Consider the following 22,695-nt stretch of genomic DNA (forward strand, 5'->3'; position numbering starts at 1 on the left):
ACAATGACTTTTTCAACAGTCAACTAAAAGAATCCGGATTTCGTTTTGACCTTATCTCCCCCCTCCTCGTCCCCCGGCCCCGGCTCCCTGGTCGAATACCTGCAGGACAACCAGGTCAACCTGGCCGTGATGCTGGAGGAACAGGGCGGGCGAACGCGCCTGTTCACCCAGAGAGGCCGGGAAATGAACCTGCCGGCGGCCAGGCTCCTGCCCTGGCACGGCCCGAAGTATGCCCTCCCGGCCACCCGCGCTGAGAATGAAGAGCGGCTGGCCCGACACTTGGAATCCCGCAAGGCGTTGACCGAGTCCATCGACGTCATGGAGATCTGGAGCTTGGCCCAGGGCGAGTTGGACGCGGCCCCTTTGGAATGGTTCGCCGACCTGCTCTGGGAGGAACCCGGCCCGGATCAGCGTTCGGCCCTGGGTCGCGTCCTGCTGGAGGCCAAGACCCATTTCAAGTTTCAGCCGCCGTCGTTTCTGATCTATCCGGAACAAACCGTCCTCGCCCGGTTGACCGAACAGGAAGCGGCCCGTGAGCACCAGGAACTGGTTGCGGCCGGACAGGACTTTTTCCACCACTTGTGGCAAATCGGAGTTTCGAAAGCGTCCGGGAAAACCGATGCCTCCTTCCCGCCTCCTCTGGAATCCACGGCCACGAAACTCAGGGAACTGCTGCTGCGACGCATCAATCAGCCCGAGGACCCGGCCACGGACGACCTTTGGCGCAACCTGACCAAACGCATCCCGGATCATCCCCAGCAAGCCCTGCTCCTGGCCCAAGCCTGGAGACTCGTACCGGCCCACCACAACTATCTGCTGGCCCAGGCTGACTACGATTGGCAAGACGACTGGAGCCGGGAATTCCTGCCGGAGATTCAGCGCTTGGAAGAAGCGGTCCGAGGCCGCGTCTCTCCTCCGGCCCCCCTGACGCTGTTCAGCGTGGACTCCCCGTCCACCCGGGACATCGACGACGCCTTCGCCCTGGAACGGACCGCGGACCAGGGATTCCGCCTGACCCTGGCCATCGCCCGGCCCTGTCTGGAATGGTCCTGGCTCTCGGAACTGGACCAGGCCGTGTCGCAACGGGCTTCCAGCCTCTATCTGCTCGAAGGGGTCAGCCACATGCTTCCGGAACGGTTGGGCATTGAGTTGTTCAGCCTACGCCAGGACGTGGAGCGTCCGGCCCTGCTTCTGGAATTGGACCTGGACCCCGAGGCACGGGTCCGCTCCATCGAACCGCGCCTGGGTTGGGTTCGGGTGCATGCCAATACCCACTACGAACAGGTGGAGGCGGATATCCTGGCCGGAATCGAGCCTTTTGCCTCGGCCCACGCCCTGGCCGAAATGCTTCGCAGCCACCGCATCGCCGACAACGCCGTGGTCTTTGATCAGCAGGACCCGCATCTGAAACTGGTCGAAGAAGGCGCGGCCATCCGAGTCGTTCGGGAGGAAAAGCCGGCCTCGCCCATGGCCCAGCTTCTAGTCAGCGAATTCATGGTTCTTGCCAACACGCGGCTGGCCGGATGGGCGCGGGAGCACGAAGTTCCCCTGCTTTTCCGGACCCAGAACGTCGCCCTTCCACCGGGTATCGGCGGGTGCTACACGCGACCGGAGGACATGTACCGCCTGTCCCGCCTGCTGGCCAACGCCGCCATCCAGACCAAGCCCGCACCCCACGCCAGCCTCGGCGTCTCGGCCTACGCCTCCATCACCTCGCCGTTGCGGCGCTACGTGGATTTCATCAACCTGGCCCAGGTGGCTTCCCGACTGGACCAGGGATCGGCCCGGTTGACCAAGCGGGACCTGGACGCCGCACTCCCCTTTTGGCGGGCCAGGATGGAGGCGGTGGGCCGAGTGCAACGAACCCGGTCGCGCTACTGGAAACTGGAGTATTTACGCCAACAAAGCGCCAACGACAAAATTTGGGGCGCGATTTTAGTGGACGAAACACCGACTCAGGCGGTATTCTCTTTGCCCGCCGAGCAGGTACAGGTCCGAGCGCCCAAGCGCCTGCTGGGGGACAAGTTTCTCATCGGTGGAAACTACGGACTCCGCCTGGGAAGGATTGATCCATTACTAAATGAAATCAAGGTTGTGGAGATTATTGATGATCAAACTGAGCAAAAGGAGTAGACGATGTTGAGCATTTTATGGCTGGGCATGAGTTATCTGATCGGGGCCATTCCTTTCGGCCTGCTGTTGACCAAAATGCGCGGACTGCCCGACCCGCGGCTGCACGGCAGCAAAAACATGGGCGCGACCAACGTGGCCCGTGTTTGCGGCACATGCTGTGGCGCGATGACGCTGATCCTGGACGCCCTCAAAGGCCTTTTCGCCGTGGGCGTGGCCGCCTCCTTCAGCGACTCCTGGCTGTTCCTGTCCCTCACCGCCCTGGCCGTGCTCCTGGGGCACATGTTCTCCGTGTTTCTGGACGGCAAAGGCGGCAAAGGCGTGGCCACCACCGTGGGCATCTTTCTTGGACTGGCCTTCTGGCCGGCCGTATTGGCCCTGATCGTCTGTCTGACCGTAATCAAGCTGGGCGGGTACGTCTCCCTGGGCTCCCTGGTCCTGGTCACCCTGATGCCCATCTTCATGCTGCTGACCGAATCCTACAGCCTGCTTCCGGTGACCTTGGTCATCATGGCCCTGGTTTACTCGCGGCACAAGGACAACATCCAGCGCCTCGCTCAAGGCGAGGAACAATCCTGGAGATGCCGCGCCTAGCTGACTTTTCCCGCTCCCGCCATGCTCGCGCATGGCGGGATTTTTTTTGCAACAACTCAGCTCACCATACAGAAAGCACTGGATACCCACCACATTATTGATATCGCATTCTTTGGAGGTCCTTCACATGTCCCTGTCCCGCGCGAGTCGAAATGTATCCCCGTGGAGAGTCAAACCCCGACTGCCATTTTTCATCGCCCTGCTCATCGCGGCCACCCTGGTTCTCGTAGGCCCGGCCCACGGGCAGGATGGCCCACCAGCTTCCACCCAAAGTAGGCCTGGATTTGGCGCCCCATCCGGAAGCGTCGCGCTCAGCGGTTTTCATCTGTTCAACAGTGCCGTGGGCGACGACCAGGGCAAAGTCTCCGTGACCCAGACCCGGGCAGACGCCTCCTGGTCCCGCTTCAGTCTGGGCTGGCACTCCAACTGGTATTCCTGGGAGGACAAGAGCGCCCTGCCCTTCGGAGACGGACGAGGCGCCCCCTGGGATTCGCTGCACGTGCTCACCTTCATGGTCAACCAGCGCGGTATCCTTTCCCAACGCTGGTCTTATTTCGTTCAAGGGGCAATTCGCTCCGGCTTCGAAAAGCAGCTCTCCCGATCCGTGGGCGTGGCGGCCAATGGAGGCCTAGTCTATGCCTGGAATGAAGACTGGACCGTGGGCCTGGGAGGATTCATCGGCGTGGATCCCACCACCAAATTCGCTTTTTCCAGCACTTTCGCCATGGCCGGTCCCTTTTTACAGTACCGCAATCCCCGCGCCCCAGGCTTCTCCGGCCGACTCGGATTCCCGAAAAGCGAATTGCGCTACACCGTATCCCCTGTCTGGTCCACCTGGCTGGGATTCGGCATCAACTCGGACACCTACCGCCTGGCTGACGACAGTACCGTCATGCCCAGAGGATATGTCCGATCACGGATGTTCACCACCGGCCTTTATCTGGACGTCACCCCTACCCCCACCCTGCTGCTGCGCATCGGCCCGACCTACAACTTCAACCGAAGACTGGAAGTCTACGACTCCGGCGGCGACAAACGCCGAAGCCACGACCTGGACGCGACGCTGGGGTTTGAGGCGAAGGTCAGTTGGAGTTTTTAGGGAGTTGGCGGATTTTAATGACACATGCCGTGCCGTCTATTCGGTGAGATTCGCCGAATGCGTGTTTGTTCTTCATTGCTTCCAAAAGAAAAGCAAACGAGGAGCTACAACGCCAAAAGAACACATTGATATTATTCGGGGGAGATTGAAGCAGACTCAAGCCATTTTTGAGGAGATAAAAAAATGAAAACTTGTGAGATTAAAGGCATCGATTACGAAGTAGGATCAGGCAACGTCTATGCTGACTTGGAATTGCCCGACGCCGAGAAACTCAAAATCAAGACCGGATTGATCATTGAGATCATGAACGCCATGGAGCGCCAGGGACTAACCCAACATCAGGCCGCGAAAGTAATGGGGCTGACACAACCCAAGGTTTCGGAAATGATGCATGGCAAGTTGAACCTGTTTTCAGAACGAAAACTGATGGAATGCTTGAACCGTTTGGGCTACGATATAGAAATCAAGGTCAAACCGGCAGTTCACTCTCCCGGACAAATTCAGCTTGCGTATGCATAGTTGCTTCCACTTCAATGCTCAAAATCCGTCTTATCTTTCGGTTTCGAGAAAATAATTCCGAGAATGGTTTTTGAGAACCCCGGAAGTCAGGTTTCACCGTCGTTTCTCAATTCTCAATTTCGATTCTTACAAACCATCGTTTGTGAGAATTGAAAAACCACCCTTGCAACGACCTCATAGACGCTACTTGATACCTAGTGACACGAATGTTGGGTCTGGGCCAAATTGCCCGAACCAATACGGGGGCGATAGGAAAGAGAACCAGTTTATTTCTCGCTCTCCTGTAGGTTATCCCTTCTGGGGGCAAAAAAAATGATAGACAAAATGGCATAAAATTATTTATTTGAAGTCAACATTAATCAAAACACTAATCGATGTATTATGGAGGTTAATGGATGAATTTCTAAGAAAATTTTTCATTTGCTCGAATTCGCGTGGACAAAACATCTTTAATTTTCAAAAAAAATCTTAACGAAAATGTTTCAAAAAAGGAGACAATAACATGAAAAATCTTGTTTGTATTTTTTTCTTAATTTTATTTTATATGATACCTATTAATGCACATAGTAAAAATAATGTAAATTCAATTGTTTCTATAATGGCTGAAGAAGTGAACAATATTGCACCAAAAACTTTTGATCTCCCAGATGGAACAAGACAAACTTTACTTTTCGCGAGTGCAAAGTACAACAAATTGACATACCATTACAAGCTTCACGATGCAGATATTAGAACTATAGATCAAAATACATTTAAAAATGTAATAAGGAATATCAATTTAACCGAATTGTGTCCCACACCACTGGCAGATGTTGTAAATAAAGGTGTAGATATAGCATATTCATATGTTGACAAAAACGATAAATTTATAGCTGTAACAGTAATTTCTTTAGGAGACTGCAAATAAAACAGATAATTATCGAGTAAGGTATTCATCCATTTCTTTGCATCCCAGGAGTGGTTTGAACACTCTTTTCTTTCCTATTGCCCCTGCCTTTAAAAAAACATGAAAGCGCCCTAAAAAAGGCGCTTTCATGTAGAAGATCTTAGAAGATCTTGGAAGAACTTTTTTAAGGTGGCGTATTTTAAGCAATCATCAGGGTTTTCGGCAAATCAAGCGTCTGCGATAATGCCCGGCTACTTGATGGCAGGGCGTCCTTGTTTTCCTGCTTCGACTTCCAGAATCTTGGGACGTTGTATGTCATATTTCATCTTTGCGTATTCTACGAATCTCCACCCTATATGCTCTAATTGGCCCAGACCCAACATTCGTGTCACCAAGTATCAAGTAACTTTTGAGCAGGTAGCTACACGATACGCATCCCCTCCACCTGAACCCACTTCCTGCGGATTCGACGGACAGGTTAGGAATCGAATTTTGGATATAAACTCTTGATATCAATTGACCAAAAAAGACCAATGTCAATCACGGTGTACCGAATTATGCACCACAGAGCAGGGCTTTGCGTACACAAATTTCCGTTTGGTGGGGTGACCCCTTTGGTATCGTGATCCTGGCAGTCTTCTTGCCGTCATGCTCGAACCACCCGTTCTGTTCGCCGCCAGCCTTGAATCTGATCTCCAACTTTTGTTCGCATGTCTTCTTGACGTGAAGGGTGTTGAACTGGGCGTTCTTCATCTGCTTTGTACGACACGCAGGAAATAATTCTATATGGGCAGCCAGTCTTCGTCTCCGTACCCGTACAGTGACAAATCAGGCGTCGTCACTGTCACGCCTAGGAATCCTTTTCCACGAAGACTCGGATGGGGGCTAGAGAGTCCTTAACCCGGAATATCTACGATGCACGACGAGAAATCATTTCTTGTGAGATACTCAGTAAAACGGTCAGTCTCTTCATATGATAAAGAATGATCCGCAATCTCAAACCCCATAGGCATCACCTCTTTCCGGGTACAGAAAAGACTCAACCCCGCAACTCGCTGATCAAACTCAGCTCTCGCATCGCAGCACGAGAACCGAACACTTGGCGTGGCGAACGACCTTTGAGGTGTTGGTGCCGAGGAGGTAGTCCTGAAGCTTGATGCGGTGGGCGGGCATGATGATCAGGTCGGCTTCGACTTTTTCGGCCATGCGCAAAATCCGGCGATAGATGGAGCCCTGGGCCACGAGGTGCTGGACATCGATGTCGTCGGGGATATGGGCGTCCACCAGCTCGTGCAGGAGGCTTTCCGCGTCGGCCACGATCTTGTCTCCGGCGTCGGAGGGAAAGTAGTCGGCCACAATGGGCATGCCCATGTCCGGAACCACGGTCAGGGCAAACATCTTCGCATCATAAAACCGGCATAACTCGGCGGCGCGCTCAAGGCTCATCTTTCGGGTGCGCTCGCCTTCCTGGATATCAATGGGAACAAGGATGCGCTTGTACATGTCGGCTCCGCGGTCGGTTAAGGGGTTCAACGGTTCACGGTTCACGGTTCAACGATTAAGAGGGCAGCGGTAAAATAAGCAGGGTCCGAGTGCTCGGGGTTTGAGAGTTGGTCACCGTCAGGCCGGGGACGGCGAGGCGTCGCCGCCTGTTCGTTTCGACCGGTACATCTGCCACGCGAACAGGGAGAAGTACATGGCCACGCCGAGGATCTGCATGCCCAGACGATCAAAGGGCAGGTAGGCCGCGAAGACGCCCGGGCGGAAGGTGGTGGCGCAGACGGACAGCAGGAAGAGCCGCTCCAGCCAGTTGCAGCGCGTGACCAGCCAGCCTTGCAGGGCCGAGGCGAAGGCGAACATGGCGATCAGACCGGAGAAGAAAACCCAGGTCAGATACCATGGATCCTCCAGCCAGATCACCTTGCCGGTTTCGGTCACCCCGGAAATCATCAACAGCTCGGTGTTGAACAGGAAGATGAACGGCAGGATGCCCGTACGCAGGCTGTAGGCGAACCCTTGAACCCCGGTCTTGATCGGGTCCGTGCGGGCAATGGCCGCTCCGGCATAGGCCGCCAGGCCCACCGGCGGAGTCACGTCGGCCAGGATGCCGAAATAAAAAACGAACAAGTGGGCCGCGATCAGCGGGAAGATCAATCCGGCGTCGCCGCCGAGCTGGATGATCACCGGCGCGGTCAGCGTGGCCATGATGATGTAGTTGGCCGTGGTAGGCATGCCCATGCCCAGGATCAGACTGGTGATGGCCGTAAAGATCAGCATAAGCACGATGTTGCCCATGGACAGGGTGGCGATGATGGTGATGAAGCGACCCACCAAACCGGTGATGGTCACCACGCCGACGATGATCCCGGCCGTGGCCGTGGCCACGCCCACGGAAACCATGTTCCGCGCTCCCATGATCATCCCGCTCCAAACATCGTGCAGCCCCTGCCAGGTGGCGGTCAGCAAAAAGCGCTTCAGGTCGATGTTCGGGTCCAGGGTCCCGGCCCGCTTGTGCATGCCCAGGGACAGGAAGGCGATGATCGGCCGCTGGACGAGCATGATCACGACCAGGCTCTCAATGGCGTACAGCGCCGAGGCGATGGGGGAACGGCGCATGATCACCAAATAAAAGATCAGCACGCCCAGGGGAATGATGAAGTGACAGCCCCGGAGCACGGTCTTGCCGAACTTGGGCAGTTCCTTGCGCGGCAGGGCCTTGATGCCCATTTTCAGGGCCTCCAGGTGTACGATGTACAGCAAGGCCAGATATGCGATCAGGGCCGGAAACAAGGCCGCGCGAACCACGTCCAGGTACGGTATCCCGATGATCTCGGCCATGATGAACGCCGCGGCGCCCATGATCGGCGGCATGAGTTGCCCATTGACCGAGGAAGCCACTTCGATGGCCGCGGCCTTGTGCGCCGGAAAGCCGACCTTTTTCATCAGCGGAATGGTGAAGGTTCCGGTGGTCACGGTGTTGGCGATGGAGGAGCCGGAAACAAGTCCGGTCAACCCGGAGGCCATGACCGCGGCCTTGGCCGGACCGCCCCGGAAGGTGCCCAGGGCTGAAAAGGCCACGTCGATGAAATATTTGCCCCCCCCGGCCCGGTCCAGAAGAGCCCCGAAGAGGACGAACAAGAACACGAAGTCCGTGGACACGCCCAGAGGAACGCCGAAAATGCCCGTAGTGGTCAGGTACATGTCGCTGATGATGAAATCCAGGGGAACGCCCCGGTGGCGCAACAGCGCGGGCAAATGAGGACCAATAATGGTGTACAGCAAAAAAATGCCCGCCAGAACTGCCAGGGCCGGCCCCAGAGCGCGCCTTGCCGCTTCCAGCAGCAGCACGACCAGGATCACGCCCATCCAGATGTCCAGCTGCGAAGGCAGGCCCATCCGGGTGATGATCCCGCTGTAGTCCCACCAGATGTACAGGGCCCCGGCCGTGGCCAGAATGGCCAGCAGGATGTCGTAAATCGGGATATGCGTCCGGATGGAACGACGGGCGAAGCTGGGAATCATCTTCCGGGTCCAGGTGACCCACATGGGCGGACTGTACTGCTTGTAGGCCGGGTAGGCCAAAAAGGCGAGGCAGATGGCGAATCCCAGGTGCCAGGAACGGGCGATGTGGGAGTTCATCGGCTCATAGGCCAGATACAACTGAAATCCGGACCACGCCAGACACAACAGGGTGATGATCCAGGCAGCGACTGGATGCTTCGGCTCCCGAGCCCCGGCTTCGACCATGGCCACCATGTCTTCGGCGGACTGACGGACCCGGGTTTTCTTGCGCGAACCCTCTGTGTCAGGTTCGACGGCGTGCTCAACGCCTCGCGGCGTAGTTTCGGTACGTTCCTGATCGGTCATGGCGGACCTTTAGTGCTTGTGAGAACAATGCGGAGGGAGGAACAAAACAGGGGCGGTTCGCAAACCGCCCCTGAGCAAACAAGACAGGCTACATCCAGCCTTTTTCCTTATAGTACTTCTCGGCGCCGGGATGCAGCGGAGCGGAAAGACCCTGCAGCATTTCCTCGGGCTTCAGATGACGGAAAGCGGCGTGGGAAGCCCGCAACTCATCCAGGTTTTCAAATACCGTCTTGACCATGTCGTAGACCACCTGCTCAGAGACGGAGTCGTTGGTGACCACGGTGGCGGTCACGGCGTAGGTCTCGATGTCCCGGTCAATGCCGCGGTATGTGCCGGCCGGGATGCTGGTCGTGATGTAAAAGGGATGCTCGGCAACGAACGCCTTGACGGCGTCGGAATTCAGGGGAACCATGTCCAGATCCACCGACTGGGCGGGCTCTTCAATGGCCGCGCTGGGGTTGCCCACGGTGTAGAAAAAAGCGTCGATGTTGCGGTCCACCAGGGCACGGGAAGCTTCATGCTGCTGGAGCGCCTCGGCCCGAAAATCCGTGTTGAAATCCAGCCCGTACATGCGCAGGACATCTTCGGCATTGCCGCGCTGACCGGAACCGGGATTGCCGATGTTCACCCGCTTGCCCTTCAAGCCGTCAACGCTGGTAATGCCCGTATCTTTGCGGGTGACCAGCATGACGGTCTCGGGATGCATGCTGAACACGCTGCGCAAAGCCGTGACCGGCTTGCCTTCCCAGTCCGCGGTGCCGTTGAAGCCCTGAAAATTCCGGTCGGACTGGGCCACGGCGAAGTCGAACGCTCCGCGATCCAGGGCGTTGATGTTGAACACCGAGCCGCCGGTGGGCCGACCGATGTAGTTGTACTCCCCGCCCATGTGCTTGTTCATCATGTTGCTGATCTGCAGGGCGACCTGATAGTAAACACCGGTAATGGACGCTCCGCCGAACAGAATGTCCTGCTTCGCCATGGCCTGGGGCGCGGACAACGCCAATCCAAGGGCGACGACCAAGGCTACGAACCATTTCTTTCCTACCATACTCACACCTCCATAACAAAAATGTTAAAAATCAAACAAATTCACCTCTCACCAATCTTGTCCGAAGTGATATGCCGAAGATGAGTGCTGATGTCAAACGCCGAGGATTCGCGGTCAACGGGGCCGGTTGGTCCACAAATCCAGCAGCAATGAGGCGACCAGGACGGACCGCTCCAGCAGACTGCGCCTGACGATGTATTCTTTGTCGCTATGATCCAGATCGCCCAGCGGTCCCAGCCCGTCCAAAACCGGAACGCCCCGGTCGGCAATGAAGTTGGCGTCGGAAACTCCGAAACGCAGCTCGTCGGGCAAGTCGTATCCCAACAGCGCCGCCTGCCTCCGGGCCGCCGCGTACAGGTGCTTATTCGCCTCGGATTGGGGCATGGCTGGACGGCCCGTGGTTTCGACATGCTCGCAGGACGTACCGGGAACGGTTTGATCCGCGAAAATACCCGCCATCGACTCCCGCAGCCGGGATTGACCTTCAGGTGAGAGAAACCGGGCGTCCACCAGGGCCTGAGCCAGTTCCGGGACGGTATTCGGCCCGATCCCGCCCTCCACGCGGCCCACGTTCACGGTGATTTCCGCGTCGTGGTTCAAGGCTTCCAAAGCCGTGATCTTGTGGGCCAGTTCCAGGATCGCGCTGGCCTTGGAGCCGCCCTTGGCCGCGTGCCCGGCCCTTCCGCAAACCGTCACCCGCAAACCCAGCCTGCCCTTGCGGCCCGTGACCACTTCCCGGTTCAGCCCCCCGCCTTCAAACACCAAACAGGCCAGACCACGCACGGCTTGCTCCTCGATCCAGGGCCGGGAAGCCGGGGAGCCGATCTCCTCGTCGGAATTACACAAAAACGTCACCGGCATGTCATTCAAAACGCCCAGGCTCCGGAGCGCCTTGAGCGCGTAAACGCCCACCACCAGGCCGCCCTTCATGTCGTAAACCCCGGGCCCGCGACAGATCTCGCCGTCTTCCTGAAAGGTGGTGAACGACGTGTCCGCGGGGAATACGGTATCCATGTGTCCCACCAGGGCGAAGCCGGATTCGCCACGGCTCCATGGTCCGGAGGAAGCCTGGACCATGTTCCCGTAGTCGGCAAAGGGCAGGACTCGGACGTCCGGCAAGACCTGCCCCAGGATCTCGCCCATGACCTCGGCCATAAGGTCCAGGCCCGGCTTGTTCCGGCTACCGCTCTGGATCTCCACCAAGCGCCGCAACAGTTCAACGACTTCGGTTTCCCGGTCCGCCAGATAGGCGATGATTTGATCGTGCATGGGGCGACTATTTTTCCGTGTCGGCCCGATACCTGGCAAATCCGAAATCCTGGCGGGCGTACTCTCCGGGATCAGCGTCCGGATACATCACCCGCTCCTCGTTCCAGGGCTTCTGCATCCGCAGGTTGCCGTCCTTGCGCCCGAGAAGGTTGGTCTTGTGCAGGGGAATCTTGCCGCCGGCCGTGGCGATGTATCGGGGGATGGCGTCGCCGGAGATGTTGCCGTACATGCTCTCGATGATCTCCTGACCCGTGGCCACGGGAACGCGCAGATGCGTGAACTGTGGATTGCGGTAGCTGCAATTGAACACGTAGTAGGGCCGGACGTAGGACTCCTGGATGGTCTCGCACAGCTTCCACATCTTGATCTTGGTATCGTTGATGCCCTTGAGCAGCACGGCCTGGTTCATCACTGCCATGACGCGCCCGGAAATCGCCTTGAAAGCGGCCTTGGACACCGGAGTGATTTCCTGGGCCGTGTTGATCTGAGTGACCACGCGCACCGGCTTGCGCTCGTTGCTGGCCTCCAGGATGTCCAGCAATGCCCCGTCCACCCGCTGCGGCGTGGTGACCGGGATCCTGGTCCCCAGCCGCTTCATCCGCACATGCTCGATGGAGTCCAGTTCACCCAGGAGCCATTCCAGCATGGAGTTGGGCAGCACGAAAGCGTCTCCGCCGGTAACCAGGACGTCCCGGATTTCCGGGTTGGCCCGGATGTAGCTCAGGGCTTCGCCGTAAGCTTCCTTGCTGTAGATCCGGTCCTTGGCGCCGATGTGCGCGATGCGCAAGCAGTGGGTGCAGTACATGGCGCACATGTTGGTGGCCTTGATGGTCACCACCCGGGGATAGAACTGGTCGATCAGCCGGGCCGGGGAATGGTCCGCGGCCACCGGCGGGATCTCCACCCCGGCGTTGTCGACCATTTCCGCGGTGGGAACGGCCTGAAGCAGCACGGGATCGTTGCTCCGGTCCGGCAGAATCAAGCTGGCATAGTATGGGGTCAGGCGCATCCGGTAGGTTTGGGTGACCCGCCGGACCTCCTCCACGGCCTTGGCCGGCAGATCGATAATCGAGGCCAGCGCGTCCACGTCCTCCACGGCATGGCGCAACTGTCCGGAATAGGAGTTCCAGTCCTCGTCGGTCATGCCCAGTACGCGCTTGATTCGGGCCTGATTCTCCTGGATTCGCTCCCAGGCCTCGATCCCGCTGGGGGCTTCCACAGCGTGGCGTTCCAGGTAGTCGGCGATCCGGGACTTGGCTTCGGCGACAATGGGCAGGGCCTTGCCTACTCGTCCACCCACGGTCACACCGTGTTCGTCCAGTTTGGCATGCTTGTCCGCCAACGTGACAAGTTCCTCCCGTGTCAGGCCAAGCTGTTCCGGTGTCAGGCCCTGCTCACCATGAATCCGAGCCAATTCCGCGAAGAGTTCGACAATGGGGCCGGTGCGGTCCTGGGTCAGGGCCGCGTCCTTCAACTCAGCCACGGCGGCAAGTTGTACTTCCGATGCGGAAGTATCCCCCTCGGCCATGAACAAGTCTTCAAAAAAAACCTCGGTAAACGAATCCAAGACATGCGGGGTCGTGCTGCTCATGATCAGTCATCCTTCGTTGTGGTTTGGGTCTGTAGCGTATCGAAAATGGATTCCTTGAGCTGTTGGATGCCCAGACGGATATCCTCTTCCAACTGCGCCCGGGTGTGGCCAACGGCCACCACGCGACCCAGGAACGTCCCAGGTTGCACGGCAAGCCTGCCGCCGACATGTTCCATCACGATCACGCCGTGGTCCTGTCTGCCCGCCTTGACCTCCCTGAACAGGGTTCGTTCATCCTCATCAACGGGCACGATCTGATTGGTCTCGGCTTCCGTGTCCAACTTGTAATTGTAGGTCCGCCAACAAATGTCTCCCAGAGCGTCGACGATTTCCATCTTGTTTTCCGGAAACCGATTGTGCATCACGGCGTGGTACTCCAGTTCCAACAAGCCGGGCGTGTCCGCGGGCAGCGCGTTTTCCAGGGTACAGCACATTTCCATGGTGGTGCCCTGTTTCCGGGCATTGACTTCCACGAAATAAATCCGGCCCTGGCCGTCGACAACGTAATCGCAGCCGAAAATCCCGCGATACCCGCTGCGGCCCATGACCTGCCCCACCTTGCGGGTGATCTCTCGCAGTTCCTGCTGCAAGGCGGAAGACAGCGCCGACGGAAAGGTCGATCCGCGAAATTTGTTTCCGTCCTGAATCTCCTGGTCCGCGATGGCCGCAATGAAGACGTCGGAGGGTCCGGCCACGACGCCAAGCACGGTGGGATCGTCAAGGTGGGGAATATAGCGACTGATGAAGAACTTCCCCTTGAGGTGGGCGACTTTGGTCTCGATCTCCTCCTGAGTAGTGGCCAGGAAGCTGTTTACCCCGGCCGCGGAATAGGGCTGGCTGACGAAAATGCCGTCCGGCCATTCCCCCCAGAGATCCCGTGCCGTTTCCAGCATGTGCTCCGCGTCCGCGCAAACCCGGTAGTCGATCAGCGGGGCCGTGCCCTTGAGCATCTGTAGCTGGTAAAGCTTGTTGTTCCAGATATTGGCGATGTGTCCGCTGGGACCGAGGATGCGCACGTCGGGAATCAAAGCCAGGGTCAGCTCCGGCACGGATTCGAAGACGTGGATGAACACCTGACCCTGCTTGTCCAGGAGTTGCCGGATCAGATCGTTGACCGCGGCGGAAGCCGAGACCATGGACGCGAAGGTCCTCGGGGCGATCCGGAAACTGACCTTGCGCCCCTTGGCCCGGTACAGTTCCCGGGCCATGGGATTGATCACCAGGGTGTTCTTGTGCGGGTAGGATTCCAGCACGTCCGACAGGATGGAGATGAAATCAAAAGGCCGTCCGTGAATTTTGGACAGGGTCTCCTTGACGAACTGGTTCAGGCAATCCGTCTTGATTTCACCAATGTACAGAAAGTACGAAACCTCGGGGTCCAGCTTGATGTCTGAAAAAAAGACATCGTCCTCCATGAACATGTTCTCGCCCTCCAAGGCATCCGGATAAAATGTGCTCTCGGTAGGCCCTTTCCATGGCGAGGTCAATCGTTTTGGGGTTCACGGCAGGGCTGATCTGTTATCGAGCCGCAGGCGCTCTGGATCGTTATCGAAATCGGAATCGAAATCGTGACCAAAATCGATTTCTGGCAACTTTCCGATTTCGATAGCGATTTCGATTTCGATGTTCCGATCGTTCCCAAGCTCCAGCGTCCAGAATACCAACCAAGTGACGTTCGGCCCTGTTAGCGTCCACCGGGCAAAGCGCAACTCGTGGTGGACGATGGCCCCAGCGGCTTGGCCGGTCCGGCGGCCCGTCCCGTCTGATGGGCGATTTTTTCCAGCATGCCCTTGAAGATCAGGATATGGAACGGATAGGTGACGTACCAGTAGGCCAAGCCCCACAGTCCCTTAGGCAGAAACCGGGATCGCTCGATGATTTCCGTGTACGCTCCATCCTGGCCGGAGGGACGCAGTTCGAAGTCCAGCAGGGCTTCCCCGGGTGTCTTCATTTCCGCCAACAGGCGCAGACGCCGCCCGGGTTCCAGTTGAAGCACCCGCCAGAAGTCCAGGGCGTCGCCGACCCGAATTTCCGTTGGATGCCGTCGCCCGCGCCGCAACCCCACCCCGCCGACCACCCGGTCCATGAACCCGCGCAGCCGCCAGAGCCAATCGCCGTAGTACCAGCCGGTTTCCCCGCCCAGGGCGGCCACCACGGGCCAGACTTCCTCCGGCTTGGCCGCGATCTTGATGTGGTAGGACAAACCCAGCAGCGTGCCCCCGGCATAGGCCGCGTCCCCGCAATCCAGCCACTCCGGCGGAGGCTGAAACCCGGCGTCGCTCCAGCAGGTCTCCACGTCCAGTTGCTCGATTTTCCGCAAGGCCGTGGTGATGGCTTCCCGGCAGGTCAACAGCGGCTGGGGGATGATCTCCCGAATCCGGTTCTCCGAGCAGACCACCCGGTTGCGCAGTCCCAGCACCAACGGCTTGGCCAGGATCGTGGGAATCGGCGTCACGAAATTGATCCACAATGAGGAAAGATGAGGGGTCAGAAGCGGGACCGGAATCAGTACCCGCTTCGGCAGTCCGGCAATTTCGGCGTACAATTGAAACATTTGGGCATAGGTCAGCACGTCCGGACCGCCGATGTCGTACGTCTGGCCGGTGGTTTCCGGATGTTCCAGACAGCCCGAAAGGTACTCGATGACGTTGGACACGGCGATGGGCTGGCATTCGGTGCGCACCCAGCGCGGGGTGATCATCACCGGCAGCCGTTCGGTCAGGTAGCGCAGAATCTCGAACGACGCACTGCCCGACCCGATGATCATCGCCGCCCGCAAAAAGGTCACGGGGACGCGCCCCTCCCGCAACACCTTGGCCACCTCCAACCGGGAACGCAGGTGCTTGCTCAGATGCGCGTCGCTCTCCTCCCCCAGGCCGCCCAGGTAGATGATCCGCGACAGCCCCTGATTTTCCGCGGCCCGGGCCATGTTCTCCGCCGCGACCCTGTCGGCCGAAGCGAAGTCCTTGGCCCCCGGAGTCATGGAATGCACCAGGTAGTACGCCGCGGTGCAGCCCTCCATGGCCCGTTCCAGGGAAGCCTGGTCCATGACGTCGCCCTGGGCCAGGCGCACCAGCGGATGCCCGGCCCAGGGTCGGCAGCCCAGCTTGCCCAGGGAACGGGCCATAGCCGTTACCGCATGCCCGCGTTCCAGCAGCTTCTTGATCAGTCGCCCGCCGATGTATCCCGTGGCCCCGGTGACCAACACGCGCTGTTCAGCCATCCCCATCCCCCCTTCTCCATCCATGCAACAGATTCGCGCCGTCTCCCGGCGCATTTTTCAAATCAAAGTGACCACTCCGGCCCTACAGGCAATGTCCGTGATAACTCCTCCCCCGCCTGCGTGCATCCCACCTGCCCAATCGGCACGGGTTCAATCCGCCAATCCGTTTGCGTCCGAATACTCCCACACCCAGCACAACGCATTCACCAGCGCCATTTGCTCCGGCGTGGAGCACTTGATGGACATCAATTCCGGATTGGCGACCAGCAGGGCCAGGCTTTTGGCGCGGGACAGGGCCACGTTGAGCCGGTTTTTGCTGTACAGGAAATCGATGAACCTGGGCAGAGATTCCTCGTTGGACGTGGTCATGGAGACGATGACCACCTCGGCCTGTTGCCCTTGAAATTTATCGACAGTACCCACCCGCGCCCCAGCGGGCAAGACGCGTTTGAGCAGGTTGACCTGCATGTTGTAGGGCGCGACCACCAGGATGTTCTCCAGGGTCATGGGGCGGTCCTGCTTGTCCTTGTCCTGGTAGCGCTGTTGGAGCAGGCTTTCGATGAGCTCCCTGATCAGCTCCGCCTCTTCCTCGCTCTGCTGGGAACAGGCGTCGTGATGGACGGGTACAAAACGCACCCCAGTTTGTGCCAGAGCCGGATGGGCATCCTTGTTCAGGAGCAGAACCTGATTAACCGTATGCGGTTCCGGTTCCAGGCGGGCATCGTAGACCATCTCGGAAATCAGCCGACAAACATTGGGGTGCATGCGCCAGGTGGACTTCAAAAAGATGCCCTGGTCCGGAGGGATGGTCGCGGTCTCGCCCAGCAGGTATTCCAGGGTGGAATCTCCGGAGCGACCCGGATGGATCCCCTGGATGGGCTGGCCAAGCTGCATCTGGTCGCCCAGCAGGACGATATTCTTCGCGCTGGTGCCCATGGCGATCAGGTTGGCCAGGGCCACCTGACCGGCTTCGTCCACAAAGAGATAATCCAGGGTCTGATCCAGGTGGGGTTCGGAAAACAGCCAGGCCGTTCCGGCAATCAGTTGGTCCTGCCTGGGGTCCACCTGGTCGGCGGCAAAGACATCCTGGATGAACCGTCCGTTGAAATGCGTTTCCGGTGAACCTTGCGTACTTTTTTTGACGCCCGAAAAAGTAACCCCCTTGCCCGAGGCGACCTTTTCCACATCCTGAAGTAGATTGTGGATGGCCTTGTGGCTGTTGGAGGATACGCCCACGGTCTTGCCCCGGCCCAGCAGGTCCACGATCACGTGGGAACCGGTGTAGGTCTTGCCCGAGCCGGGTGGTCCCTGGACGAAGACGCAACTGCTTTGCAGTCCCGCCACGGCCTTGGAAATCTGCGGCAGGGCAGGGGCGCTCTCCTTGATTATTGGCCTTCCCGGAGCACGGCCCTTGATACGCGGCGCGGTGCGGTTGAGCAGATCATGAATCGCCTGGTAGTTGCCGTCCCCGGCCAACAGGCTGTCCGCGAACCGGAACACCGCTTCCCGGAGCTTGTTCGTATTGAACGGCCCACCGGCCCCGATGTTGATCCTGGCTGACGGCTCACCGTGTCTGGCGGCCATCTTGAACGTGACCCGGCGGGCGTCCTGGTCCACCTCGAAATCGCGCAGCGGGGCATGCATGCCCACAATAACCACGTTGTCCCCGGATTTGAGTTTGGTCTCCTGCTCCGGATAGCGGTAGGTGTAGACAAAGGACTGCTTTTCCTTGACCGGGGCGACTTTCTGGTCCCGAACCAGGGAGCCGATGCACTCCATGTCCTCGATGCGCTCTTCCTCGGTCATGTCCTGGCGGGCGAACATCCCCCACCAGCCGGGCTTGGCCGCACGGCGATAAAAGTCCAGCAACTGCCAGGTCAGTTCCCGGACATGGGCGCTGTGGTCCCAGTCCTGGCGGTCCGGTGGCAACCCGTCCACAAGCAAAGTGTGATATTTTGCGATGCGCTGTTCATGCTCGGTCAGGTCGGCGGTCTTCTGGTCGCCCCCGCTGGAAGCCGTGTCCGGGGTGAACCAGGGCAGGTCCGATGCATCGCTGAAGCGCCGCAGGTCCAGGAGCCAGTCCCGCAGGGCATGGGTGGAGCGCGCGTCCTCCTTGTTATAGTCCTCGATCTCCTGGAGCAGGGAGGCATCGCCGGTTTCCTTCCAGCGCTCGTAAAAAACGATGCTGGCCCCGGCGCTTTGCACGTCCCCGGTGCGCCGGCCCAGGTAGAAATGCTCGATGTGCTTGATGGAGTAGCTCGGCTCCGAGACCCTCACCGCCTCCCGGACCACCTTGTACAGGTCCACCAGCTTTCCGGCCCGGAGCAGGTTGTCCACCTCGACCTCGCGGGTGCCGTGCAGGGACATCAGCTTTTTCAGGGCCACGGGCTCGTAGTGGGCATAGTGGTAGATATATGCGTCGGGATACTGGCGCAGCCGTTCAGACACATAGTCCATGAACCGCTCAAACGCCTGCTTCTCCCCGGCCCGGTCATGGCCCCAAAAGGGGATGAACTTCGGATGCAGGCTTGCTTTGCCCTTGCCTGGTTGGCGACTTGGCTTGCGACCTTCCGGGGGCTCGAACACATAGAGCCCGAACAGATACTCCAATCCGCCTTCTTCCAACGGGTCGCCTTCCATGTCGAAGAACATGTCCCCTGGCGAAGGTTTGGGCAACCGGGCAAAGCCACGTGGGCCATCTTCCTGGCTGGGTGACAGCAGTTCGTAGTGCTGCTGGCCCGTCCTGCGCCCCTTGGCCTGCAATCTGGCCTGCCGGACCAGTTTTTCCAGGGTCTGCCCGGCTATTTTGGGCCCCCTCTTGCCCATAGACCATTTGCCCAGCGCTTCAAGAGTGGCCACGCCAGCGGCCTGGAGCCGCTTGACCTGCACCTTGGTTATTCCGGCAACCTGGCAGAGATGGTCGTCGGCCATGCGGCGCTCTTCGCACAGGGTTTGCCACTTGCACAGGGAGCAGCGAGGGCAGGGATCGGGGTAGGTGCCCAGAGCAACCGAGACGTGCGCACCGGGCTTAGCCAGGGAGGCAATTTGGGGGGTCAGGGCCTGCACATGGTCCTGGAAGCGGCGGACCACATTGGCCACATAGCGGCTGAACTGGGCGCAGGCATAGTTTTTCTCGGTTTGGTCCCCGAGAAAGACGTGCATAAATTGCGGTATGCGGCCTTGCAGTCGGGCCACCAGGTCCGAGTAGAAGGCCAGCTGGACCACGAACCTGGTCTTGGCGCTGCGGGCCAGTTTGGTGTCCAGAACCTCGTAGCTGTGTCCACCCAGCGTTGAAGGCACGGAAGCCTTGCGCAGAAAATCGGCATGGCCCAGCAAAGGGCCGTCCATCAGCGCAGCCTGGTAGACGACATCAACACCGGATTGCATGGCCTGGATGGTTTCCCGGACCCTGGCGTCCAGGCTTCCGGCAAGGGAGGCATCGACAACCTGGAGCCCCTGCTTGCGCAACTTGTCCAGGAAGCGCTGCTCGTGCTCAATGCCCTTGATCTGCACAAGCCTGGCCTCGTCGCTGTCCTCGGTCTTGGGCAAGGGCGTTTCCAGGTCGATCAGATCCAGCACGGTGCAGTGCGGACAGTCCAGAAAATTGATGATGTCCGTGGCGGAGAAAAGGAGGCCTTGAGGGGACTTCAGCATGACGCCCCCTCCTGTAAGGTGCAAAAGCGGTCAATCACTTGGGCAAGGCCCGCAGCGTGTTCAGGATTGGGGCTGGCCTGCTCTCCGGACCTGAGGGCCAAGGCCCCGACGCCGGGGAAGGACTGACCAGAAGGGGCAAACATGGCGGTTTCCAGCCCTGGATAGAGGATGAACGCGCCCTGCACTCCGGCAATGGCGTCCCGGTAGGCGTGCATCTTGTCGATGTCCTCTTCGCGCCAGCGCTGGATGGTCCCGTCTTCGGCCAAGACCCCGTAGAAGCCCGAGCCTGCCCCCTTGAACTTGGCGTCCAGAATCAGGCGGCGACCGCCCTGCTCGATGGTGATGTCCGGGCGCAAGGGATGGGAATAGCTCTGTCCGGGAGTGGAATAGGTGCGGTTGAAGCACAGCCGCAGATCCCCCTCGTACCCCAGGACCAACTCATGAGACATGGAGCGTTCGCGCTGGTCATCGGAATGCACGACATGCAGGCTTTGCTGGCGAAGACGTGCGTCAAGCGCGTCCTTGACTACGAAAAAGGCCCAGTACTCATACAGGGTGGGCGTGTCCTTGGTTTCCAGAATGCGGGCAAAGTCCGGCAGCGTGAACCGGCATTGAGTGCGCAGGGAGAGCAAGGCATGGAGCCGGAACAGGCTGCGATAGCCCTCGCGGCGTTGCAAGACCTGGGAGGAAGCCGGAAAAAAACGCATCTGTCCGACGTCGCGCCACAGACCAGCCTGGGCAAAGCGTCGGAGTTTGCGGTCCAGCTCCCGCATCTCCGAAGCCAGTTCCTGGTTCAGCGCCCCTCCGGAAGCTGCCCCGAGGATATCCCGAAACACCTGGACCTTGTGCAGCAAGACGCCCAGAAAATGTTTCACGAACCGGTTCTCCGGGGTGTCCACGGACTGCACCTTTTCTTCAACCACCAGCTCTCGGGGAAAAAGCCACTGCCCGGATGTGCGGCGCAGGGATTTGCCCAAGGCCGTGGCCGTCAGCGGATGCCCATCGGCAATCCGGCACAACCCCTGGGGCCGCGTGGCCAACTCCGCCCAGGCTTCCGGGTTGACCTCGGTGACGTCCTCCATCCGCCTGGGACTGCGCACCCGCCGGAAAACCCGGTGCGGATCAGCCAGGATGGCTCCGGCAATGGCGTCGATGTCCGGCTTCTCCCGCAACAAGGCCATGCGCAAAAAACACATCTCCAGGTAGGCCACGTCCTTGCCCGGCTGACCGCGCTGCACGTTCTGGCCCGTGGGCTGTCCAAATCCGAAAATCAGGCCGGCCACCTTCGCGACCACGGCGTCCAGCATGGCCTGGTACTGCGGTTCGGCAATCTTCAGATTTCGGACCACAACGGGCAGGGGGCCGATGCGCGTAAGCCCCACGCTGTTGCGAAAGGAGATTTCCAGCAGGTTGTCCGGATAGGCCTGGATCACGTAGGGAGCCTGCCGGAGCGAATCCGGAACGTCTCCAAAGCACTTCACGAAATACCGGCCCAGCTCGTTCAGCGGCACGGGCAAGGGCCAGTCCTCCCTTGTGGCAAGCTCAGCCTCGACAGGACCAAGCGGGCAATCCATCACGGCCATGCGGGAGGCGGGATTATAGGTGAGGACGGCCATAAAGGTCTTTTGGGATTGAATTGACGCTACTTGACGAATAAATATATTGGAATAAATTCAAGACGTCTTGATATTCAGCCAGGGGAGATAGTGGCATGAGAATCGAACTCGAAATGGAAGATGATGGACGCTGGATTGCTGAAATACCTGAACTGCCTGGGGTTATGGTGTATGGAGCGACGCGGGAGCAAGCCATTTCCAAAGTGAAGGCGCTTGCGTTGCGAACCATGGCTGATCAAATCGAGAACGAAAGCCCTGTCTCCGGCTTGGATTGCCTCTTCGCGGTTCCCGCATGAGTGATTGGCCAGCCACGAAAGCCAAAGCCGTACTTGCCGCTATTGATCTCTAACCCCTGCCTTCTCTACCCATCACTCGATAAAAACCGCACCCCCTTGCACATACCTTGTGGCAAGCTCCGACTCAATCGGGCCAAGCGGGCCGTCCATCACGGCCATGCGGGAGGCGGGATTATAGGTGAGGACGGGCATGAGGGAAAAATTAATGCTCAGCCAACACGTGCGCCAGCCAAGTGAAGGACTCTGGCCTGCACACTTTCAAAAATCGAGTCACGGATGAAGGTGCTCGCTTCAAAAATTTCGATACCGATGAGTTCTCTGTTACTATTGAGTTCCGCCGTGATGTTCGGGCTCACTTCAACACTTTCAGCCTCCGAGTCATCCGAGATCACCAAATGAAGAACATCACTGTCTTCTGATGGTAGAATTCCTTCTATTGTCGAATTAGATATGAAAGTTTTAGCATATGCAGTAACATTTTTGTGAGTTATAATTTCAACATTAACTACATCATATCCTTTTTCGAAATTTTTTAATATATTTAAATCCTCAGTGTCAATTTCATAGCATACTCCATGTGTTTCAAATTGTGAATCTTTTTTCAAATTTGCCTTAGTTGTTCCATCTATGCTTTTTTTGTTATATAAAAATTTATAATTTTTAAGAATTGCCTTTTCAGAAGTATGAAAAAAATTAATTCTGCTTAATAATATTTCTGTATTTATGATCTCCCTGCAAAAAGTCCGGGCAGGCATTCGATTTAACTAAATATTTTGCTTGCATTGTATGCTATAGTAGTGATATTAAGATTTAAAAAACGAGGTCACTGCTATGTTGCGATATAAGAATAGAAATAGGCTAAGCCTTATGGACGATACATTTTGGCTTCCAGGTAAACAGTCA

The 22,695-nt window shown here is 58.1% G+C and carries 17 protein-coding genes; 7 read left to right on the forward strand and 10 right to left on the reverse strand.

Going from position 1 to position 22,695, the window contains the following annotated elements; all coding sequences use genetic code 11:
- The first annotated feature begins 45 nt into the window (after positions 1–45).
- From AC559A_RS16460 to AC559A_RS16485, 6 genes are all read left to right on the forward strand, one after another.
- Positions 46–2,133 (forward strand): ribonuclease catalytic domain-containing protein, encoded by a 2,088-nt coding sequence (locus AC559A_RS16460; protein ID WP_498818803.1) that lies wholly within the window; start codon positions 46–48, stop codon positions 2,131–2,133.
- Positions 2,134–2,136: 3 nt separating this feature from the next.
- The gene (plsY, locus tag AC559A_RS16465; protein ID WP_028571422.1) at positions 2,137–2,724 is read left to right on the forward strand and encodes a glycerol-3-phosphate 1-O-acyltransferase PlsY; all 588 of its coding nucleotides are present in this window, start codon (positions 2,137–2,139) and stop codon (positions 2,722–2,724) included.
- Between the two features lie 127 nt (positions 2,725–2,851).
- On the forward strand, positions 2,852–3,823 hold the full coding sequence (locus tag AC559A_RS16470) for a hypothetical protein (protein ID WP_498818805.1): 972 nt from the start codon (positions 2,852–2,854) through the stop codon (positions 3,821–3,823).
- Positions 3,824–3,827: 4 nt separating this feature from the next.
- Positions 3,828–4,010, forward strand: coding sequence for a type II toxin-antitoxin system RelE/ParE family toxin (locus AC559A_RS16475; protein WP_498818807.1), 183 nt, complete (start codon positions 3,828–3,830; stop codon positions 4,008–4,010).
- Positions 4,007–4,342, forward strand: a complete 336-nt coding sequence (locus AC559A_RS16480; RefSeq protein WP_498818808.1) for a helix-turn-helix domain-containing protein — start codon at positions 4,007–4,009, stop codon at positions 4,340–4,342. Before AC559A_RS16475 ends, AC559A_RS16480 begins: the two co-directional genes overlap by 4 nt.
- A 502-nt stretch (positions 4,343–4,844) precedes the next feature.
- Complete coding sequence (locus AC559A_RS16485; protein ID WP_498818809.1) at positions 4,845–5,249, forward strand: hypothetical protein; 405 nt, start codon at positions 4,845–4,847, stop codon at positions 5,247–5,249.
- 1,044 nt (positions 5,250–6,293) lie between these two features.
- Here AC559A_RS16485 and AC559A_RS16490 read toward each other — a convergent pair.
- From AC559A_RS16490 to AC559A_RS16530, 9 genes are all read right to left on the reverse strand, one after another.
- Positions 6,294–6,731, reverse strand: coding sequence for a universal stress protein (locus AC559A_RS16490; protein WP_028571420.1), 438 nt, complete (start codon positions 6,729–6,731; stop codon positions 6,294–6,296).
- 117 nt (positions 6,732–6,848) lie between these two features.
- The gene (locus AC559A_RS16495) at positions 6,849–9,095 is read right to left on the reverse strand and encodes a TRAP transporter permease (RefSeq protein WP_498818810.1); all 2,247 of its coding nucleotides are present in this window, start codon (positions 9,093–9,095) and stop codon (positions 6,849–6,851) included.
- Positions 9,096–9,183: 88 nt separating this feature from the next.
- On the reverse strand, positions 9,184–10,143 hold the full coding sequence (locus tag AC559A_RS16500) for a TAXI family TRAP transporter solute-binding subunit (protein ID WP_028571419.1): 960 nt from the start codon (positions 10,141–10,143) through the stop codon (positions 9,184–9,186).
- Positions 10,144–10,257: 114 nt separating this feature from the next.
- Positions 10,258–11,412 (reverse strand): M20 family metallopeptidase, encoded by a 1,155-nt coding sequence (locus AC559A_RS16505; protein ID WP_498818811.1) that lies wholly within the window; start codon positions 11,410–11,412, stop codon positions 10,258–10,260.
- 7 nt (positions 11,413–11,419) lie between these two features.
- Entirely contained in the window at positions 11,420–13,003 is a 1,584-nt protein-coding gene (locus AC559A_RS16510) for a KamA family radical SAM protein (protein WP_498818812.1), read from the reverse strand.
- 2 nt (positions 13,004–13,005) lie between these two features.
- Entirely contained in the window at positions 13,006–14,424 is a 1,419-nt protein-coding gene (locus AC559A_RS16515; protein ID WP_028571416.1) for an ATP-grasp domain-containing protein, read from the reverse strand.
- Positions 14,425–14,687: 263 nt separating this feature from the next.
- Positions 14,688–16,226: an SDR family oxidoreductase gene (locus AC559A_RS16520; protein WP_498818813.1), complete on the reverse strand. Its 1,539-nt coding sequence runs from the start codon at positions 16,224–16,226 to the stop codon at positions 14,688–14,690.
- Positions 16,227–16,376: 150 nt separating this feature from the next.
- Positions 16,377–19,880, reverse strand: coding sequence for a TM0106 family RecB-like putative nuclease (locus AC559A_RS16525; RefSeq protein ID WP_498818814.1), 3,504 nt, complete (start codon positions 19,878–19,880; stop codon positions 16,377–16,379).
- Positions 19,874–21,496 carry a DUF2357 domain-containing protein gene (locus AC559A_RS16530; protein ID WP_498818815.1) on the reverse strand — a complete coding sequence of 541 codons (1,623 nt, stop codon included), beginning with the start codon at positions 21,494–21,496 and terminating at the stop codon, positions 19,874–19,876. The genes AC559A_RS16525 and AC559A_RS16530 overlap by 7 nt, the downstream gene beginning before the upstream one ends.
- 95 nt (positions 21,497–21,591) lie before the next feature.
- Here AC559A_RS16530 and AC559A_RS16535 point away from each other — a divergent pair, with 95 nt between their 5' ends.
- A complete protein-coding gene (locus tag AC559A_RS16535) occupies positions 21,592–21,792 on the forward strand; it encodes a type II toxin-antitoxin system HicB family antitoxin (RefSeq protein WP_045220672.1) in 201 nt (66 codons plus the stop codon).
- A gap of 209 nt (positions 21,793–22,001) precedes the next feature.
- Here the strand turns inward: AC559A_RS16535 and AC559A_RS16540 are convergent, their stop codons facing one another.
- Positions 22,002–22,547 carry a DUF2283 domain-containing protein gene (locus AC559A_RS16540; protein WP_498818816.1) on the reverse strand — a complete coding sequence of 182 codons (546 nt, stop codon included), beginning with the start codon at positions 22,545–22,547 and terminating at the stop codon, positions 22,002–22,004.
- Positions 22,548–22,695 lie beyond the last annotated feature (148 nt).

The organism is Desulfonatronum zhilinae, from assembly GCF_900182865.1.
GTDB lineage: Bacteria > Desulfobacterota > Desulfovibrionia > Desulfovibrionales > Desulfonatronaceae > Desulfonatronum > Desulfonatronum lacustre.

Excerpts from the sequence above, each read along its gene's own strand:
- AC559A_RS16470 (WP_498818805.1), top strand. The coding sequence starts at position 2,852 with ATGTCCCTGTCCCGCGCGAGTCGAAATGTATCCCCGTGGAGAGTCAAA.
- AC559A_RS16525 (WP_498818814.1), bottom strand. The coding sequence starts at position 19,880 with ATGCTGAAGTCCCCTCAAGGCCTCCTTTTCTCCGCCACGGACATCATC.
- AC559A_RS16485 (WP_498818809.1), top strand. The coding sequence starts at position 4,845 with ATGAAAAATCTTGTTTGTATTTTTTTCTTAATTTTATTTTATATGATA.
- AC559A_RS16505 (WP_498818811.1), bottom strand. The coding sequence starts at position 11,412 with ATGCACGATCAAATCATCGCCTATCTGGCGGACCGGGAAACCGAAGTC.
- AC559A_RS16500 (WP_028571419.1), bottom strand. The coding sequence starts at position 10,143 with ATGGTAGGAAAGAAATGGTTCGTAGCCTTGGTCGTCGCCCTTGGATTG.
- AC559A_RS16490 (WP_028571420.1), bottom strand. The coding sequence starts at position 6,731 with ATGTACAAGCGCATCCTTGTTCCCATTGATATCCAGGAAGGCGAGCGC.
- AC559A_RS16480 (WP_498818808.1), top strand. The coding sequence starts at position 4,007 with ATGAAAACTTGTGAGATTAAAGGCATCGATTACGAAGTAGGATCAGGC.
- AC559A_RS16535 (WP_045220672.1), top strand. The coding sequence starts at position 21,592 with ATGAGAATCGAACTCGAAATGGAAGATGATGGACGCTGGATTGCTGAA.
- AC559A_RS16510 (WP_498818812.1), bottom strand. The coding sequence starts at position 13,003 with ATGAGCAGCACGACCCCGCATGTCTTGGATTCGTTTACCGAGGTTTTT.
- AC559A_RS16540 (WP_498818816.1), bottom strand. The coding sequence starts at position 22,547 with ATGCCTGCCCGGACTTTTTGCAGGGAGATCATAAATACAGAAATATTA.
- AC559A_RS16530 (WP_498818815.1), bottom strand. The coding sequence starts at position 21,496 with ATGGCCGTCCTCACCTATAATCCCGCCTCCCGCATGGCCGTGATGGAT.
- AC559A_RS16520 (WP_498818813.1), bottom strand. The coding sequence starts at position 16,226 with ATGGCTGAACAGCGCGTGTTGGTCACCGGGGCCACGGGATACATCGGC.
- AC559A_RS16515 (WP_028571416.1), bottom strand. The coding sequence starts at position 14,424 with ATGTTCATGGAGGACGATGTCTTTTTTTCAGACATCAAGCTGGACCCC.
- AC559A_RS16495 (WP_498818810.1), bottom strand. The coding sequence starts at position 9,095 with ATGACCGATCAGGAACGTACCGAAACTACGCCGCGAGGCGTTGAGCAC.
- plsY (WP_028571422.1), top strand. The coding sequence starts at position 2,137 with ATGTTGAGCATTTTATGGCTGGGCATGAGTTATCTGATCGGGGCCATT.